This is a genomic window from Bacteroidetes Order II. bacterium, assembly GCA_016788705.1.
Classification (GTDB): Bacteria; Bacteroidota; Rhodothermia; order Rhodothermales; family UBA2364; genus UBA2364.
On record JAEUSQ010000007.1, the window covers coordinates 122244 to 140989 of the forward strand.

Consider the following 18746-nt stretch of genomic DNA (forward strand, 5'->3'; position numbering starts at 1 on the left):
GATCGTCTCCTTTATCAGCATTGTTATGGACGCACTGTTACAACATATCCCGCTCTGGGATGAGCTATCCCATGAAGAACGAGAAAAGTGGTTAAAAGCCGCACAAGCATCACCAGACTTGGCTGCTGCTGCCAAGGACTGGGATGATTTTACCCGCCGTTTGCATGATCACTTGATGGCCCATATACCTGACGGAGAGGTGTTGGTGCTACATGCGCTGGAATTAGAAGCACCGGAAAGCTTAACACCTGAGGATCGCGAAAAGCTATCCCAAAATCGGCCGCATTTGGAGGTAGCCTTTCGTGAAATTGCGGCCTTACCTTTATTGATTAATCGCATTCGCACCGAAATAGTGGATTTTGATTCCGAATGGATGGCCCAAACCATCGCGCTTCCTGCGAATTTTGAAGCCCACCAAGCCCCATCGGTGCCACAAAATTGGTTTTCTCGTCACCCAATAACAAAGTGGGCGGGTGGGATCACCTTAGCCGTTGGGCTACTCATGCTGGGAATCTGGGCACTGATAACCGTCTCCTCCTACACAACGAACTCTACGGCGGACAATTATGCGACCGTTTTGCCCAATCCGTACAATGTAGAAACCATCCAAAATAAAAGTACCGAGGTCCAAGTAGTCGAATTGCCAGATGGGAGTATGGTCACGTTATATCCATTATCTCAGATTCAATATTCACGCAATGATTTTAGTCGCAGGATTCGGGTTGCTGGGAAATTCTTCTTCGATATACAAAAGGAGGAGCAATTATTCACCATCGAGAGCAAAAATGCAGTAACCACCGTCGTCGGAACAAGTTTTGCGCTGAATACCACCCCATCTCGGACAGAAGTGGTGCTGGTGGAAGGTGAAGTGATGTTGGCTTCTCGTCGTGAACAAGCCCAGTTTGTTAGGCTGGTTCCTGGCGAAATGAGCCGTGTGGATGGGCAGGATACACCAAGTGTCCCACAAAAAGCCGATTTAGGGCAGTCGCTTGAATGGACTGGAAAATTTTTCTTTCGGGGTACGACCATTCCAGATGCCGTTCTTCAACTCGAAAAAGCCTACAACGTGCGCATCCAAATAGCCGATGACCTCCACCTCGAAACCATCGAAGGAACCTTTAGCCGCCACGAAAAACTGGGTGACATTCTGGATAAAATAGCCCTCGCCCTGCAACGCCGGGTCACGCAAAAGTCGGAAACTGTTTTTGAATTTAAATAGGCTGTGAACCATTCGACACATTTTTTTGCCCAATCAGCCATAATTAGTTGAAAGAACCTTGATTTTTCTCTATCATCCGGATACTATCTTTCATCATGTTAAACCGTATCCGGAAGGTTTCTCGAAATACGGTTGATAAGCTTGCTAAATCGCTTTTAATCGTTTGCAGACTCCCTCCTTATATCGCAACATGATCCTTGGTCTGGTCTTCCTAATGACCCCAGTTCTGTTATGGAGTCAACAACAAACGCCTTCCCGTTCCTTGGCGGATGCACTTCGCGTCCTCCGCTCCAAAACTGGTTTAGATCTGGTTTTTTCGACCGGATTACTGGCGGGCAAAAGTACTGCATGTCAGATTGAAGGGCTTTCACCGGAGAGTGCGCTTCGTTGTATTCTGCAAGGAACGGGTCTTGTTGCAAAAAGCACGGGTTCCGCCCGACAGTGGGTGATTGTGCCAGCTCCGATTCCTCCACCCGTTCAACCGCTTCCTCAACTTGCAGTCCCGCCTCAATATGAAGCCAACGGAACGGTTCGGGATGCCTTTACAGGGGAAACACTGATGGGTGCGAGTATCATAATCGAACCAGCGCAACGTGGCACAACGACTGATCGGGAGGGGCGGTTTAAAATTAATCAGATTACCAATAAAAATATCGGATTGCGGGCGTCTTATGTGGGTTATGAGCCAGTCATTCTTGAGGTTCATCTAACCGGAAAACCCATAGACATCAGGCTGTCCCCATCCAATACTTCTTTGGCCCAACTTGTGGTGGATGGACACCGGGCGGAAGGGCTTTCGGAAAATGCCACTCCCGGTGTCTTGACCCTCTCGTCGCGTCAGTTGGAGCAAGCTGGCGCTTTCCGTGGACAAGAGGATTTGTTTCAGGTGTTGGACGGATTAGCCAGTGTAGGGCGTTCATCTGAGGTAAATGGGGATCTGGTTGTACGGGGGGCAGATGAGGGGCAGGTCCGGTATGTGGTGGATGATATTCCCCTTTTTACACCGGGCCGTACTTTTGGTGGTTTTTCCACCCCGCAAACCGATTTGTTGCAAGGCGTTACGCTCTATAGAGGATTGATTCCTGCCGAATTTGGTGGGCGTTTAGCTTCCGTGTTAACCACCAGCCTTAAAGATGGGATGGGTAACAAGCCATCTTATTCGGTGGGATTAAGCCAGAGCAGTGGCCGTATAAGTGCAGAATTACCCCTTTCGGCTCGCTTATCTGGTATGTTGGCACTTCGGCACTCGGTTCAGGACGTATTGCGTCAACAGCAAACCCTATACATCCAACAAAAAAACCGATTGCAAAATATTTCCGCCCAATATGGCTATGGAGATGCCACCGCAAAGCTTACCTTCCGACCGTCTCGGTATCATCAGGTATCAATCAACCTCTATCAAGGTTCTGATGCACTGTTGGCGGAAGGAAATGAGTCACTTTTTCCACAGCTAAAGAAAAATCCCGAATATGCCACAGGGTTTAGTGCAGGCTTGACGTATGGGTGGCGGAGCCATCAGGCTGGTGTCCGCTATCAGTTTTTACCTTCCAACCAAATCATTCTTTCTGCTGCCTTGTATCATTCTGGTTATAAAATGACGGAGATGAACAGAGTAGGGGTGGTTACAACAACCGGAAGTGCAGTAGAGGCGTTTCAGTATTTTCAGCGGGCATCATACGAAAACAAACAGTCCGAGGCGGGGATCAAGGTACGGGCGGATGTACAGCATGGGCGTCATACGGCAAGGGTTGGGGTGGCGTTGATCCGGCACGAGTTGGGAAGTGTATTACAAGGTATGCCTAACAATACAGGGGCTGTAACAAATGGCTCACCTCAAGGGGGGGGCATGCCCGGAGCGTCCAAAGAACAACCACTTTTTGCAGCCAATAAAGAGCTATCGCCCTATCAGACGGCCCAACAGGCCACAGAGACCTTTGTTTTTGCCGAAGAGGTGTGGCAGTTGGGACGTTTGCAAGTAACACCTGCTGTTCGGTTAGGGGCTTTTGATCGCCATACTTTTTTTTCTCCTCAACTAGCTGCTAAATTATCTCCTACCGAAAACCTAGCACTAAAGGCGGGAATCGGCGCACAAGCCCAGCATTTGCATACCCTACGAGACCGACTTGGGTGCGCCTATAGTGTAGAGTCAGGAGCATGTACCAACCTTGGGCGCTTGTTTATAAGACCCAGTCATGGCCGTCAGGCCAACGCTGGTGCCGACTGGATGCTACGCCCCGCCCTTCGGTTAGAGATAGAGGCTTATTGGCGAAAGTCAGACAATTTGCTCATCGCCGATCGACCTTACAGGGTACGGGACGGCTTGGAAGAACCCCTGATTGAAGCTGGTCAGCAGGTGGAAAGATATATTCCCGGACAAAATCTGGCCTTTGGTCTGGAATCAACGGGATATTGGAATTTGAACAACCATTATTCAGCCACCTTTGGCTATGTGTATGGACGTTCCTATTATCAATTTCAAGAGGGGAACCAGACGCTGGCAATTCCTGCCCGTTATGATGCCCCGCATAGTACTTATGCAACGGTGCAATATCGGAAGAATGGCTGGTTAACCACCCTTTCTGGTCAAATTCGTTCCGGCTACCCAGTACATACCGAAGGGTTTTCGCTCATTTCAATGATGGACCCCGAAAAGATGTGGGGATCTCGTACCCCCTTGGTAGAACGCTTGGATACCTACCACCGTCTGGATATTTCGGTGGGCAAGCGTTTAAGTCATAAAGGGAGAGCCTATGAATTTACGGGACAATTGCTTAATTTTACCAATACCACAAATGATTTAGACCAATTGATAGATGGGACGGGGGGCATGTATGCTTCAATTCATGGCAGTGGCGTGAAACCAGCGTTTAATTTGAAAATCTCTTTCTAATCCAACTCGTTGTTTATTTGTGTTTTTGATACCATTCTGTGTAACAATTTTTTCTTTTTAAGGTCTTAAAATTGTCAGATTTGATCGTACATTGTATTCCGAACTGGCAGGGCAAAATCGTCCGCTTATCCATCCAGAGGGGACGATTTTCCAAGCGTGTAACAAGATGACACAAGACATAAGCTATGAACAGGCGCTGACGGCCTTTGCACATAAAAACTTTCGCCCTTTATATTTTGTGTTTGGGGAGGAGAAGTTCCTTCTGACAGAACTGCAAAACACCTTAATGGAACATGCACTCGCGGTGCATGAACGTGATTTTAACTTGGATATTTTGTATGGATCAGACGTAGATGGTGTACAAGCACTGTCATATTGTCAGGGATATCCGATGATGGCAGAACGTCGTGTCGTCATTATTCGGGATTTCGAGAAAATGGCCAATAATAATGTATTTGTGCCTTATGCCAAAAACCCGAATCCGAATGCAGTGGTGTTGTTGCTGTGTGGAAGCAAGCCGAATTTGACCAATAACCCCTATCGGGCAATAAAGTCCTCGGCTGTTGTCATAGAATTAAAGCCCATAAAAGAAAATCAAGTGGGCGGATGGGTACATAAACAGGTATCCAAGATAGGGAAAAAAATTCGCCCGGACGCAGTCCAAATGTTGGTGGATTTTAATGGCAACAACCTGCATACGCTGGCCAATGAGGTGGACAAGTTGCAGGCATATGTTGGGCAGAAGGCCGAAATTACACGAGAAGATGTATTAGATGTTGGTGGGCACGCCCGTGAGTTTAATGTATTTGAGCTGCAAAAAGCCGTTGGTCAAGCTGACTTCCTGACAGCACTACGCATCGTGGAACACATGTTGCAACAAAAAACAAATCGGGCTGGTGAAGCACTGATGATGGTTTCCATCCTAAGTGCCTACTTTCAAAAACTCTGGAAACTTGTGGGCTGTCAAAACCTAAATATGTCGGATAAACAAATGGCGGAGCGGATAGGTGTTTCACCTTATTTTATCAAAGAATATGTGATGAGCCTCCGAAAGTACCCGTATTCGAGCATTCTACACGCTTTAAATGCGTTATTGGCTGCCGATTACGAATTAAAAGGCGGCTCTTCCCGCACTCCTGAGTTAATCTTGCATTTGTTGTTATTAAGGATTATTCCGCACCCAACCACCCGCGCCATTGGCTATCCAACGACTTCCAAGGGTATTACCATTTGACGAGGCATAATGACCTCTAATCGAAATGTAATAAACCCAGCCCTCAAACGTTCGTAAATAGGGGAATAAGTTGCCCAAAGGTGCTTCTACCGAAAAAACAGGATAAAGATATATGCCAAACCTGAATAACAAACAGTACCAGCCGCTCTTGCAATTGAGCGATGAGGATTTGATGGCCGAATTCCAAAATGGTCGAGTAGAGGCTTTCGAGATCTTGGTACAACGGTATAAGGATCCCCTTTCCAATTATATCTATCGTTTTCTGGGCGATATGAAGGAATGTGAGGACTTGTTGCAAGAAACATTTCTGCGGGTTTACCGAAACCGTCATTCGTACCGTCGGATTGCGAAATACTCTACTTGGCTCTACACCATTGCAGGGAACTTAGCACGGTCCGAGTATCGTAAACGGAAACGTCGGCGCGTCTATTCGTTGCAGTCGGTAAACCGCGACGATGAAGAGTATGAAGTGGAAATTCCAGATGAAACATACCTACCCGATCTTCAGACGGAAAGTTTGTTGCAAGACAAATTTGTTCAGGAAACCTTGCGGCAAATCCCCGATGAGTTTCGAGAGGTGGTGGTTTTGCGCGATATTCAACAATTGTCTTATGAGGAAATTGCCGAGATCACAGGCTTGCCCATGGGAACCGTTAAAAGCCGGATAAACCGTGGCCGTACCAAGTTGCAACAAATGCTCAAAGATATTTACGTTCCTGGTGATTAAAGGGAGAACCTTTTTTATACCTGCGAGTAGAAGAACACCAATGTTACCCAAAAGCATTGGTGTTTCTTTTTACAGCCCGTTTTTTTGTTTCCCGGCCTATGTCTAAAGGATACAACCCGGAAAATTTCCAAGCCTACGACCCTTTGTTAGAGGAATTTATTGTGGACTATGTGGACGAAACAATGGACGTTCACACCCGGTCTGCGTTTGAGGCTTATCTATGCGATCATCCTGAATTACACGAGCAGGTGCGTCGGATGCAGGAAATTCGTTCCATGATGTGTGGCCTAAACTGCGGTTGCATGGCGCCCCCAGGATTTCAGGCGCGGTTGCGGAATAAACTGGCGTGCGAGATGATGCGCGAAGAATTACCAACCTCGTTGTCGTCCGAGCATACACCTGCTTTTCACTTGGTTGCTTCAGTTGTGGTGGTACTCATCACTTTTGGAAGTTTTTATTGGATTTTGGATCGTTTTTCATCCAAGGAACTACAAACTCCCCCTCCGAATGAGGTGATAAGTGCATTGCAGACGCTTCCAGTTCATGCTTATCAAGCAGCAGCGGTATTTCCATCTAAGCGGGCGGTAAATCAGCCCTCAAAAGGAGAAGTTCGTAACAGCCTTCGCAAATCCCTTCCCCGAACGGCGCCAACATGGGCCTTCTCCTTGAAAAAACCCATTACCTGTCCGCATCTTTAAAGTTACCCTTTCGAGGGGGCACTTTTTGTCTTCTTCCCTTGTACCTTATGCAAATCGTAGCGTATTTTAAGGTGTAAATCCCCTTTACCTTAAAACCATATTTACGTGTCAAAGAAAAAAAACATAAAGCCCGTCCCACTAGATTTGGGGCAAATTGTCGCATTAATCATACCAACCAATCATGTGCCAGAAAAAGAAGAGGCTGAATATGGATTGTTTGAGTATGTTCGGCATGCGGACTTCTCAACGGCTGTTGTGATCGGGCATCTTACAGATCAAGAAACTGGGAGGATTTCGCTCTATAATGGAGATACCTTTCCCATTCAAGGTGTACACCTCCCAATTAATACCGAACTATTGGATGAGTTGTGTGACGAAGAAGATGACTTTTTTGCGGAAGATATTGGCCATACCCAGAATCCAGCAATCATCCGGATGATCGGGGCGTTATTGGGTTTGCGGAATAATGTAGAGGTTTTGCCGATTATTGCAGGTAGTAAGCGTTTATCCATTGCCGAGGAGTTGGGTCATGCTTTGGGAGAGGTGATGCACAACCGTCATTTGCTTTTGGTGTCGGCCATCGAAGTTGAGAAAGTAGCGCAAGCAACACTGGGAGCGTTTATCGGTTCCTTAGAGACCATGCAGCTCAACCCATTGATCCGGATGGTACAATCGGACGAAGTAAAATTAAAGGGCGGTAACGTAAGCTTTATTGGTACGTTATTGGCTGCGTCTCGGCGTGGAGTAAAGCAAGCGAAGGTATTGACCACGGCAAACAATCAGTTTATGGGTGCTATTTTGTATCGGTAAGCAGGTAAAAAGATTGCTTGATAAAGCGTAGTCATGGTATAGCCTATAAGACAATTTGTTTTCGAAGCCGTGCAACCGGAATGTTCATGTGTTCTCGGTATTTTGTCACGGTTCTTCGTGCAATATGATAACCCTTCTCGGCCAGTAGTTCAACCAGACGCTGATCTGAGAGGGGTTTTACTTTGTTTTCGGCTTCGATGATCTGTTGAATGAGTGACCGAATTTCTTTATTGGACACCTCTTCGCCACTTTCGGTGGCTAAGCCTTCCGAGAAAAAGTATTTCAGTTCATAAACACCCCATTCGGTTTGGACATACTTATTGGAAACGACCCGACTTACGGTAGAGATATCCATTTCAATTTGTTGGGCAATGTCTTTTAGGATCATCGGTTTTAGATGACCCTCGCCAAACTTAAAAAAATCTTCTTGCAACAGTACAATGGCTTGCATCACTTTCAGCATGGTTTGCCGCCGTTGGTTCAGTGAATTAATAAACCAGCGTGCCGATTCAATTTTTGATTTAAGAAACTTTCGGGTTTCGTTATCCTCGGTTCTTTTTTTGTCTTTATACCCCCCTATTTTTTTACGTGATGCCAGCGTTTCCCACATCTGGCGATATCCCCTTGAGATACGTAGCTGTGGCAGATTTTTTCCATTGAGTGAAATGACAATTTCCCCATCAGTGTATTCCACCATAAAATCGGGTGTGATGTAATTTTCAGAAGGGCGGAATAGGCCCTCGCCAGGCTTCGGATTCAAACGTTTGATCAGATCGTAGGCGTCTTTAAGCTCAGATTCATCTATGTCTAAGCGGCGCATAATGATATCGAAGTGTTTCATGGCAAATTGTTGATAACACTTGCGCAACATCTGGATGGCGGCTTCCAATCCTGGCTCATCGTTCGGCATGACATAAAGTTGAACCAGAAGGCATTCGCGGAGGTCTCTGGCAGCAATCCCGACAGGGTCGAAGCGCTGTACTTTATATAAAACCGCCTCCACCTCTTCCTCGGTGGGCATCAGTCCGGAATTAAACATCACATCATCGGAAATGGCTTCGAGGGATCGTCGGAGATACCCGTCTTCATCTATCGAACCAATGATTTGCTCGGCGATTAAGTATTTCTTTCGGTCAAAATCTTGATGTCCAATTTGTTCTAAGAGATGCTCGGAGAGGCTGGCAAAGTACTGCGCGGGCATTTCCCCATAATCTTCTTCGGAACTACCTTCCACATTTGCCTTATAGCCATACAACTCATCTGCGGGATTTAAATATTCATCCCAGTCAAAGTCGTCGGTCACCGATTCGCCTTCTCCTTCATTTTCTTCGTTTCGTTCTTCATTTTCTTCGTTTCGTGGTTCTTCTTCGTTTAATCCTTCCTCCAGTAGCGGATTAATTTCAATTTCTTGTTTAATACGTTGTTCTAAAGCCAATGTAGGCAATTGCAGCAGTTTAATATATTGAATCTGCTGTGGGGAAAGTTTTTGCTGGAGTTTTTGCTGCTGGGTTAGCCGTACTCTCGTCATGGTGGTGTTATGATCTATAAGGTCTTCTGTGCCAGTTCGAGCCTGCGTGTTTCCGCAGCCTGCTTAAAATGTTGATACCATATGTCGCCATATTTCCGGATGAGTGGATCAGCAAGGTAATCTGATAAATATATTCCGGTTTTTTGGCCACAATCCCTACCCGGCGCGCAAATTTCCCATTTCTCGTAATTTAATACTTCTTGCGTACCGTATCTTCGGGCGCGGATTGGGTATAGGTGACAAGAAACGGGTTTGGGCCAGTTTACCTCCCCTTGTTGGTAGGCTTTTTGGATGGCGCATTTGGCCACAGGGCCTTCGTAGTACACAAAAACACACTCCGATCCATCTACACAAGTAGTGGCATACCGCCCCGGAACCACTTCTTCCCACAGCCCTTCCTGCTGTATTACTGCATGGGCTTCGGGACGGAGTCGAGGTTGTATGATGGGCAAAAGATTTTGCAGAACCTCACGTTCTTCGGGAAGTAACGGGGCGCCTTCCTCGCCTTGTACGCAACAAGCCCCCAAACAGCCTCCTAGATCACACGCAAAGCGGGCTTCTGCAATTTCATCGGAGATTAGAATGTCATCTACTACAAACATAATGCCTTTTTTTGCATGATAGCGAAAAACGCGCCCAGATCAAAGTCCTTTTTTGCCTTTTTGCTTACAGGATTTAATGGGATAAAAAGACTTTACATATTTTTTAGGCCATTGTTTTTTATTATTATAGAGATAATTAATCACTGCATGAGCAGGGGTATTTCTGTAATAGAAATTTATTATTGATAATTGATGAATAAATCAGATTTGGGATTAGGAGTACCCGAAAGCCCCATTGAGCGGGACTTTGAGCGGCAAATCCGACCACAGTCATTAAACGATTTTGTGGGCCAAGATAAGATCAAACAAAACTTACGGGTTTTTATAACAGCGGCACTTCAGCGGAGTGAGGCATTGGATCATGTGCTGCTTTCGGGTCCGCCGGGATTGGGTAAAACCACGCTGGCCTCTATCATTGCGGCAGAGTTGGGGGCACAAATAAAGGCGACCAGTGGACCTGCTTTAGACAAGCCTGCCAGCATTGCGGGCCTTCTTACCAATTTGGAGGAAGGAGATGTGTTGTTTATAGACGAAATCCATCGCTTGAGTCCGGTTGTTGAAGAGTATTTGTATTCTGCCATGGAGGATTATCACATAGATATATTGCTGGATTCCGGTCCAAGTGCCCGTAGCGTTCGTATTTCCCTACCACCATTTACGCTGATTGGTGCGACGACACGAAAAGGGTTGTTGACGGCTCCGTTACGGGCGCGTTTTGGTATAGATTTTCGGTATGATTATTACGAAACGTCTTTATTGCAGGCCATTGTAACGAGGGCTGCACGGATTTTGAATGCGCCAATTACCGAAGAAGGGGCTTTCGAGATTGCGCGTAGAAGCCGAGGTACCCCACGCATTGCCAATCGTCTGCTTCGGCGTACCCGCGATTTTGCACAAGTGGGGTATAATGGAACCATTACCACCGAAGTGGCTCGTTTGGCATTGGATGCGTTAGATGTTGATGAGGCGGGCTTGGACGAGATGGATGCCCGCATCTTGCTTTCGCTGATGGAGAAATTCAATGGAGGGCCTGTGGGTCTTTCTACCATTGCGGTTGCCGTTGGAGAAGACCCCGGAACTTTGGAAGAAGTGTACGAACCGTATTTAATTTTGGAAGGGTTTATGGCCCGAACACCTCGTGGGAGGGTGGCCATGCCCCGTGCTTATGCCCACTTTGGATTGACGCCCTTGCCGAAACAATCTGATATTTTTGGCACTTAGTGCTTGGTCTCCTGAATTTTTTGTTTAGAAAAAAGGGGGACGTAAAACTTTTTACGGGTTTTATACGTTGTAAGAAAATCTCCAAACGAATGTATCATGAACCTTCAACCGTTGATCCGAACAACCATGCAACTTACGCTCCGAACGGCCCTGTTGTTTGGGACCATATTTACACTTTCTGCTTGTCGCGATCAGGCGCAATCGCAACAATTTAAAGATGCCAAGCCACAACAAGTGGAACAAACAAGTCGTGACCGTGCGTCACTCAACATTGATCAATCTCGCCAAACAGCCATTACGAACGCTGTAAAAGTGGTCTCTCCGGCGGTGGTTAGCATCAATGTGACGGAACTTCGAGAATATCGGGATCCGTTTTTTAACGACCCCTTCTTTTCGCAGTTTTTTCGGGGCCGAACCGAACCGCAATATCAGGAAGTTAAAAGTCTGGGTTCTGGCTTCTTGATTTCTCCGGATGGCTACATTGTGACGAATGACCATGTGGCGGGGAATGCCACCAAAATCACCGTTGCTTTTCCGGATGGCTCCAAGCGCGAAGCCCAGTTGGTGGGAACAGACCGTATTACAGATTTGGCGTTACTAAAGGTGGAAACCGACAAAGCCTTACCCTATTTGTCTTTTGCAAACTCGGATGAGGTAATGGTAGGGGAATGGGTGATAGCCTTTGGGAACCCCTTCGGATTATTTGAGGCCACTCAGCCGACGGTTACTGTTGGGGTGGTGAGTGGATTAAATCGTAATTTGGGTCCCACACAAGGCCATTCCTACAAAGGGATGATCCAAACCGATGCTTCGATCAACTCTGGAAACTCTGGCGGGCCCTTAATGAATGCAATAGGACAGGTGATTGGGGTGAATACCGTTATTTACACGCAATCTGGCGGCTCTGTAGGGGTGGGTTTTGCTGTTCCGGCAAACAAGGTACAGGAAGTGGTTGGGCAACTTAAAAAGCGCGGATCGGTTGCAAGAGATGTATATACAGGACTTCAGGTTCAAGACATGAACCCTTATGTGGCGCAGCAATATGGGATTCCCAGCCTCATTTTAGTGAAAGGAGTACAACAAAACTCACCTGCGGCAAAAGCGGGCTTCCGGTCTAATGATGTGATTCTTCAGATAAATGGAGAAAAAGTGACGAATCAGGAAGAGGCGGGCTTACAATTGGCCGGATACCGTGCGGGAGATCGGGTTTCGGTTCGGGTTTGGCGCGAAGGACGCGAAGTGGAATTGAATATGGTACTTGGTCGCCAACAAGGGCAAGGTGCCATGTAAAGAACTGTGGATCGAAAGTTGTGCAAAAGGACATTGTAGGCGTGCAATGTCCTTTTGTAGTTCAGATCGTTTTTTAGCCGTTCGTATTGTGTAACATCAGGTGGCCAAACATGTCTTGGTAGTCCACCATAGACGCCTCAATGACTTTATGGGCTTCCTCTTTGCCATATTGTTTGGCGATGTGTACGTGTACTTCCTGTCCGGGAACCAATTTATAGGTCGTGAAATAGTGGACTAATCGGTTTACGAGCATGGTGGGCAAGTCTTCCAAGTCTCGGCAATTGGCCCAAACTTCGTCATTGTCTAAAACGGCAATGATCTTATCATCTGCTTCTCCATTATCTACCATTTGAAGGCCACCCACAACCCGTGCATTCAGGAGGATTTCGGACTTGTTGATGGGGCGTTCAGAAATAACACAAATGTCTAACGGGTCGCCATCGCCATGCGTGGCATCTGGCGCTAGATTGCTGACACGGGTTCCGCAGTAAGTGCGTGGAATAAAGCCGTAGAGCGTGGGTGGAAGCGAGGAGGTCCGTTGTGGGCGATCTACTTTCAGATACCCTGTATTTTTATCCACTTCATATTTAATGAGGTCAAAAGGGGTTATTTCGATATAGGCTTGCACAACATCCGGTGCGTTTTTTCCGGCCTCCAGCCCATGCCAAGGGTGTGGTCGCCATAAGTGATAATTTTTTTGTGACATTGGTTTTCTCGGAAAAAGTATAAACAAGGTATAAAATAGGAAACAGGAGCTGTCATTATGTATTAACGAGATGATTCTTTGCTAAAACCTGCCTTAAAGAGGGTCCTCGCCTCATTACTTAACACTGTTCTTGCTCTTAACCGCATTTTGTTCGCCACAGAAGCCAATATTTCCGATTTTAATATGAATCAACGATTTTGTTGATTCCCAACCCCAACCTTTACCGCTATGGAAATTATCACCTCAACTATTGGTTCTGCAGAGGAAGCGTCCCTGATGGATAAGATGGATGCCCTGAGGACCTTAGAGCCCGATGTGGACGCCTTTATGCAGTTTCACCTACAGAAAAGACGGCTTTGGTTCTCTTCCGACTTTCTTCCGGCAGACGAAAAAGCTGTTGACCCTGAGAATGATACGTTTTATAACCGGCTACGCGAACGCGCCCGGTCTTTAGGAGACGCTGCCCGTGTCTCGCTGATTGTCAATCTTTTGACTGAAGAAGGTTTACCACATTTCCACCGCATCATCTCCACACACCTCGGTGATGAGAGTGTTTGGGGGCGCTGGAACAACATTTGGACTGCGGAAGAAGACCGACATGGGGCTATTCTTCGGGATTATATGCGCGACTCCCGAATTGTAAACTGGCATGTTGTAGAGTATATGCAATATGCTTATCAGGAGGCAGGGTTTAATCCCGAATGGGACAAAGACCCCTATCGGGTTTTTGTTTATACATCGCTACAGGAACGGGCTACACAATATGCTCACCGGAATACGGCAAGATATGTGGGAGAGGACGAGCCTGTTTTTCAGAATATTGCAAAAAACATTGCAGCCGACGAGGCCAAACATTTTCAATTTTATAGGAATGTGTTTAAAAAAATCTTAGAAATGGATCCCAACCGTGCGCTTCAATCTGCTTTAGCAATTATGCCGAGTATTGACATGCCAGGTTATCGAATGCCGAATTTTAAGGAGATGGCGGATGTAATTCGGCGGGTAGGCATTTATACACCGTGGGACTACAAGGAGATTGTAGAAGAGGCGATGTCTTTTTGGAAAATTGAGCACCTTACCGGATTGAGTGAAGCCGGGCGGAAAGCACAGGAAAAAATCATGGCTATTCCGAAACGCCTTCAACAAATTGCCGAATATATTGAACGGAGGACAGTTAGTAAGACGTTTTCGTTTGATTTTATTTATGGCCGATTGATCGCTTTTCAATGAGCATGATAGTTTTTGGATATGAGAAAGGCCCCAAGGGGTCTTTTTTTATGGTACCAACTTACATAAACTGTTCTACTGCGGGGGCAATGATTTTTGCACGGTTCAGGACACTTTTCTCCAGTTCCATTTTGAGTAGAAATCGGTTTGGTAAGGGTGCTTCGAGCATTTGTACGGCATCCTCCCAGACCTGATTCCGCCAGTGGGTAACCAACCGCAAGGTCAGCCATTCATCCATTGGGCCCATGATTACGTCCACTACGGCGGTCCATTCGTCCTGCTTGGCTAAAATATCTGACTGGACCGCATTGATGGTTTCGGCGATGATGGTATTGACCAAGTCGTAGTCTTTGCGTCGGCCAAGTTGCCACGAGGCGTTTTGCTTGGCCCACTCCCCATCCATTAACTCCACGAGTGTAAGTACAAGGTCGTAATTAATATGGGCATTGACGCCCAACAGGAGGTTTCGTATTGCAAGTGCTTGTGGAAGTTGGGTGTGTTGGTGGGCAAGATACCAAGCGGCAGGGCTTTCACGGGGATTTCGCTCAAAAGCCTCCAATGCTTCGAAGTAATACTCTGCAAATCTGGTCAAGAGTTGAGAGACCCAGGCTGTATCCTGAAATCTGTTATCACCCAGCGCCATTAGCATGTTTTGGGTCATCATTGAATAACAACGTAAGAACGTGGCGCGGCGATCTTCTGTTGCATCCCAAAGCCCGATCAGATATTGCATCCGATCTGTTACAAGGTGATTCATGGTTTTGGATTTCGGTAAAGAAGTAATTACTTTAAATAAATACTTATTTATTAATGACTTATGAAATAATCTTTAAGGCTTGTTGATGTACTTCGTCGAAGAGGAGCGAGAGTGTTGGGTCTGCGTCTCGGCAGCCATTCACCACACGGTGCGCCCAGTCTAAGTAGGCGAGCCGGCGTTCTTTAGACCATCCGTTGGGAGGATGTTCTGTAATGTCACGGATATTGCAAATCTTATCGGCCATCTTGAGGCATTTGGCCTTTTGCGAACGATGAGGAGCGTGTGCTACCTGAAGCCTTTTCCGAATGTCTTTGGGCAATGATTTGTCATCGGTCAGTTCGCGCACCAAGTCTGCTACTTCGGTTCCAAAGTGGAATGACAATTCCTCGAAGTTGGTTTCGGTGTCTTCCACCGTATCATGAAGAATTGCGCCCATCAGGAGAGTGGGGTCATCTAAGCCTGCTTCAATGGCAAGTACTGTGGCGACTGCAATGGGGTGGTTGATGTAAGGAGAAGCGGCCACATCTTTACGGCGTTGGTGGCGATGCTTTTCTGCTGCAAAGGAAAGTGCCCGGAAAAGAGAAGCGTTATCCATAAATGTATAAGAAAAATGAATGGGCTAAAAAAGAATATACGGTGAAAGACATGGTTAGGGATCTAAAAGCACCCGGATGCTGATAAAAAACCGTGTTTCTTTCGTATGTCTTGCTAGGCAGTGCAGTGCATACCCTCCACCTCGGCGCGGATTTGGTCTTCGGCAAGTTGTGCCATTTCTTCGGGTGTTTTACCTTTCGGCTCGATGGGGGTCAGGGTTTTCCAAGAAAGTTGTTGAAAACTCCGGAAGGGGAAGGATTTATAGCTATCGAGTTTGCCTGTCCCATTGATTGCTACGGGCACCACGAGTGCGCTGGGGGCTTTTTTTATCAATGCGCCCAGTCCGCCTGCCGAAAACCGCTTCATGCCTTTAAGCGAACGCGTACCTTCGGGAAAGATACAAGCAGAAAAATTAGATTCTTCGATCATTTTGGCCAATCGAACAATTTCTGCAATGGCCTGTCGCGAGTCTTTACGGTCAATGAGCGCAGCCCCGCTTTTCTGGAGGTTATACGAAATGCTCGGAATCCCTTTTGCCAATTCTTTTTTGGAAACGAATACCGGAAAATTTGCTCGCAAGTACCAAATCATGCCGATAATATCAAACATACTTTGGTGATTGGCTACAAAAATGATCGGACGATCTGTGGGCGTTGCTTGAACACGGCTAAAAGATAGCCGTGTTCCCAATAGGTACAAACCGTGCAGCAGGAAAAAATTCAAGGCATGTACCACCCGTTGATGTGCCCGTTTGCCGAATAAGTGGTAAGCAAACATCTGCAAAGGATGGAAAATAAGCAGCGTGAGAAGAAACCAAAGGCCGTATAGAACACTTAAGGGATAGTCCAATAACCGCTTCATACTGGAAAAATATCTGAAAAGGCTTGATGATTGTAGAATAAAAGGAGACCATAAGATACGACCAAAGTACATGATGGCCTGCGAACATCCCATAAATCTGTTTGGTAGTACCCAAGTCTCTCAATGTAGCCGTCAGATGCAGGTTACACTAATTCATTATGAAACTGTTACCTATCTGTGAAGTAGGCGTTATTATTTATTGACAACAAAAAATCCTCATCTCTCTGCGTATGATTATTGATTTTATCGGATGCCGCTTCAGGATAACGGGGCAATCGGTGGTAGGTCTGTATTTCCTCTTTTGCCCTTTGCTGCTGATGGCGCAGGCCGATGACAGCCAACTTTGGTCTAAGGTGTCTTTTTCTGAGAATATAGGTGCAAAATCAAAAATTGGGCTTGATTATGAAGTGAGGCTTAAAGAACAAGGATCCGTTTTAGACGCGCACTATATAAGTGCGTTATATGGGTATAAAATGAAAAAATGGATTGAGACAGGGGCCGATTTTCGGTACAAAAAGGGTTCGGAAGAGACGAGTATGCGTGTAGCCTTTCAGTTGGCATTGCAAAAACGGGTACGAAGTATTCGGTACAAAGCGACCGCTAAAACCCTTTATGAATGGTATTTAACACCCGAAGATACGCCTATAGAATGGACCTTTAGGCCCGGTGTGGAATTTAAATGGTACACGGGAGCCGTGCGGTGGGCAACAGAAGTAGAACCGCTGTGGCTAATAGAAGAGCGTGCTTTATCTCTTAAACGGGTTCGCTGGAAAACCGGTTTCGAGGTTCGGATTTTACCGACCATTGCTCTTGAGACCTTTTATACGGCGCAATGGCGCTACAAAAAAAATGACACACCCTACACCCACATTGGCGGGATCGGGCTTAGCATCGGACGTTAATTCTGGGCTACAGTCTGCGCTAATGGATTTTGTTCCCATAACGCTTCGGGACTTAGAGGCGGTTTCACTTCAAAACCGGGTGGATGCCAAGTTTCTGATCCCCCTTTCGGTATTACCCGACGTGCTGGGCCGGATCCAACAAGATTACGGCGTTTTAGACATTGAGAAAAGCCGAATTTTTCCGTATGTGTCCTGCTATTTTGATACGCCCGATTTGCAATTTTACCATCACCACCATAATGGTCGCCCCAATCGGCTTAAAATTCGTTTACGTCAGTATGTACTTTCTGATTTGTTTTATTTTGAGGTGAAGCAAAAAAGATTTGGGACGAGGACCGAAAAAATACGCCTCAAACGCGAGGACTTGTCCACGAAACTGAAACGTGCTGAAGAAGCATTGATCCATGATACCTTCTATCTGAACCATGAAATTTGTCCACAACTTACGACGTGCTTTAACCGGATCACTTTGGCAGGAGGCCAGCATGAAGAGCGGGTTACGATAGATACCGGATTGCTTTTTTCGCGAAATGGGGGATCCGTTCAATTGTCTGAAGTAGTTATTGTAGAAGTTAAGCAACCCCGAAACAACCTCCACACCCCCATTCGGCATGTACTTCGGCAATTGGGTGCTTCCCCGAAACCGTTTTCAAAATATGCGATCGGGATGGCCCTTATGATGCCGACCCTCCGCCAAAACGCCTTTAAGCCTGTTTTCCTAAACCTGAAACGACTTTATGATGGAAGAGCTTTTTAAAATCCATACACCCGATTTATCCATTTTCCTTGCGCGAGCTTTGCTCAATGCGGTTTCTATTTTTATTATTGTTCGTTTAATATATTATCCAAGGCATAAAAATAAAGATTTTGTTTTTACCTTTTTTCTTTTTAATGCAGCCAATTTTATTATTTGTTTGTTTCTGAGTACTTCAAAATTCGAGATGGGATTTGCTTTTGGCTTATTTGCCATATTCTCCATTATTCGCTACCGAACAGTGACGGTTCACATCCGCGAAATGGGGTATTTTTTTGTTGCGGTTGCATTGGCCATGATGAATGCGCTGGCGGTTCCAGACATGTTGTTGCTCCTTGGAAATGGACTGCTTTTAGGGCTTGTTTGGGCCTTAGACCATCAGGATAAACTCATGCACGAAAGTTATCAGGTCATTTTATACGAACGTATTGATCTTATTTCGCCAGAAAAACGGACCGAACTGTTGGCGGATTTAAGAGTGCGTACAGGCATAGATTACCATAGGGTGGAGGTGGAACGGGTAGATTTTTTCCGGGATACTGTTCGTCTTCGTGCGCATTATTTCACCCAGCGTGTGGAAGGGGCCAGAGGTGCTTTGGGAGAGGATGACTAAACAACCTTTTTTCAAAATTTGGCGATCAAACCAAACCTTATTCAACATTGGCCTATGTTCTGCTTTATCTTATCCGTGAAACCTGCCTTTTTCGGTTCATAACAGAAGGAGGA

18 protein-coding genes are annotated in these 18746 nt (G+C 46.2%); 12 read left to right on the plus strand and 6 right to left on the minus strand.

All coding sequences use genetic code 11. The features are described 5' to 3' along the window. Nucleotides 1-25 precede the first annotated feature (25 nt). From JNN12_01005 to JNN12_01030, 6 genes are all read left to right on the plus strand, one after another. Nucleotides 26-1219, plus strand: coding sequence for a FecR family protein (locus JNN12_01005; GenBank protein MBL7976887.1), 1194 nt, complete (start codon nucleotides 26-28; stop codon nucleotides 1217-1219). Between the two features lie 214 nt (nucleotides 1220-1433). Continuing rightward, nucleotides 1434-4109 (plus strand): carboxypeptidase-like regulatory domain-containing protein, encoded by a 2676-nt coding sequence (locus JNN12_01010; protein ID MBL7976888.1) that lies wholly within the window; start codon nucleotides 1434-1436, stop codon nucleotides 4107-4109. 166 nt (nucleotides 4110-4275) lie between these two features. After that, complete coding sequence (gene holA / locus JNN12_01015; protein MBL7976889.1) at nucleotides 4276-5343, plus strand: DNA polymerase III subunit delta; 1068 nt, start codon at nucleotides 4276-4278, stop codon at nucleotides 5341-5343. 112 nt (nucleotides 5344-5455) lie between these two features. Further along, entirely contained in the window at nucleotides 5456-6070 is a 615-nt protein-coding gene (locus JNN12_01020) for a sigma-70 family RNA polymerase sigma factor (GenBank protein ID MBL7976890.1), read from the plus strand. A 98-nt stretch (nucleotides 6071-6168) separates the two neighbouring features. After that, on the plus strand, nucleotides 6169-6768 hold the full coding sequence (locus JNN12_01025; GenBank protein MBL7976891.1) for a hypothetical protein: 600 nt from the start codon (nucleotides 6169-6171) through the stop codon (nucleotides 6766-6768). Nucleotides 6769-6873: 105 nt separating this feature from the next. After that, nucleotides 6874-7578, plus strand: coding sequence for a hypothetical protein (locus tag JNN12_01030; GenBank protein ID MBL7976892.1), 705 nt, complete (start codon nucleotides 6874-6876; stop codon nucleotides 7576-7578). A 43-nt stretch (nucleotides 7579-7621) separates the two neighbouring features. Here JNN12_01030 and rpoN read toward each other — a convergent pair whose 3' ends face one another. Both rpoN and JNN12_01040 read right to left on the minus strand, forming a co-directional pair. Further along, entirely contained in the window at nucleotides 7622-9106 is a 1485-nt protein-coding gene (gene rpoN, locus JNN12_01035; GenBank protein ID MBL7976893.1) for an RNA polymerase factor sigma-54, read from the minus strand. 14 nt (nucleotides 9107-9120) lie between these two features. After that, nucleotides 9121-9708 carry a DUF3109 family protein gene (locus tag JNN12_01040; GenBank protein ID MBL7976894.1) on the minus strand — a complete coding sequence of 196 codons (588 nt, stop codon included), beginning with the start codon at nucleotides 9706-9708 and terminating at the stop codon, nucleotides 9121-9123. A 192-nt stretch (nucleotides 9709-9900) separates the two neighbouring features. On the opposite strand from JNN12_01040, the gene ruvB reads away from it, so the two are divergent. Continuing rightward, nucleotides 9901-10929, plus strand: a complete 1029-nt coding sequence (gene ruvB / locus JNN12_01045) for a Holliday junction branch migration DNA helicase RuvB (protein MBL7976895.1) — start codon at nucleotides 9901-9903, stop codon at nucleotides 10927-10929. 96 nt (nucleotides 10930-11025) lie between these two features. Then, complete coding sequence (locus JNN12_01050) at nucleotides 11026-12219, plus strand: trypsin-like peptidase domain-containing protein (protein MBL7976896.1); 1194 nt, start codon at nucleotides 11026-11028, stop codon at nucleotides 12217-12219. 73 nt (nucleotides 12220-12292) lie between these two features. On the opposite strand, the gene JNN12_01055 is transcribed toward JNN12_01050, so the two are convergent. Then, entirely contained in the window at nucleotides 12293-12925 is a 633-nt protein-coding gene (locus JNN12_01055) for an inorganic pyrophosphatase (protein MBL7976897.1), read from the minus strand. Between the two features lie 228 nt (nucleotides 12926-13153). Here JNN12_01055 and JNN12_01060 point away from each other — a divergent pair, with 228 nt between their 5' ends. After that, nucleotides 13154-14155, plus strand: coding sequence for an acyl-ACP desaturase (locus JNN12_01060; protein MBL7976898.1), 1002 nt, complete (start codon nucleotides 13154-13156; stop codon nucleotides 14153-14155). 58 nt (nucleotides 14156-14213) lie between these two features. Here JNN12_01060 and JNN12_01065 read toward each other — a convergent pair whose 3' ends face one another. The 3 genes from JNN12_01065 to JNN12_01075 form a co-directional block, all read right to left on the minus strand. Further along, entirely contained in the window at nucleotides 14214-14909 is a 696-nt protein-coding gene (locus JNN12_01065; GenBank protein ID MBL7976899.1) for a hypothetical protein, read from the minus strand. 58 nt (nucleotides 14910-14967) lie between these two features. Next, nucleotides 14968-15504, minus strand: a complete 537-nt coding sequence (locus JNN12_01070; GenBank protein MBL7976900.1) for a bifunctional (p)ppGpp synthetase/guanosine-3',5'-bis(diphosphate) 3'-pyrophosphohydrolase — start codon at nucleotides 15502-15504, stop codon at nucleotides 14968-14970. Between the two features lie 113 nt (nucleotides 15505-15617). Continuing rightward, nucleotides 15618-16364, minus strand: a complete 747-nt coding sequence (locus JNN12_01075; protein MBL7976901.1) for a 1-acyl-sn-glycerol-3-phosphate acyltransferase — start codon at nucleotides 16362-16364, stop codon at nucleotides 15618-15620. A gap of 230 nt (nucleotides 16365-16594) precedes the next feature. Between JNN12_01075 and JNN12_01080 the strand changes: the two genes are divergently transcribed. Genes JNN12_01080 through JNN12_01090 form a run of 3 tightly spaced genes read left to right on the plus strand, consistent with a single transcriptional unit; the run spans nucleotide 16595 to nucleotide 18633 of the window. Continuing rightward, nucleotides 16595-17266: a DUF2490 domain-containing protein gene (locus JNN12_01080; GenBank protein MBL7976902.1), complete on the plus strand. Its 672-nt coding sequence runs from the start codon at nucleotides 16595-16597 to the stop codon at nucleotides 17264-17266. Further along, a complete protein-coding gene (locus JNN12_01085; protein MBL7976903.1) occupies nucleotides 17214-18023 on the plus strand; it encodes a polyphosphate polymerase domain-containing protein in 810 nt (269 codons plus the stop codon). Before JNN12_01080 ends, JNN12_01085 begins: the two co-directional genes overlap by 53 nt. Next, on the plus strand, nucleotides 18004-18633 hold the full coding sequence (locus JNN12_01090; protein MBL7976904.1) for a DUF4956 domain-containing protein: 630 nt from the start codon (nucleotides 18004-18006) through the stop codon (nucleotides 18631-18633). The genes JNN12_01085 and JNN12_01090 overlap by 20 nt, the downstream gene beginning before the upstream one ends. Nucleotides 18634-18746 lie beyond the last annotated feature (113 nt).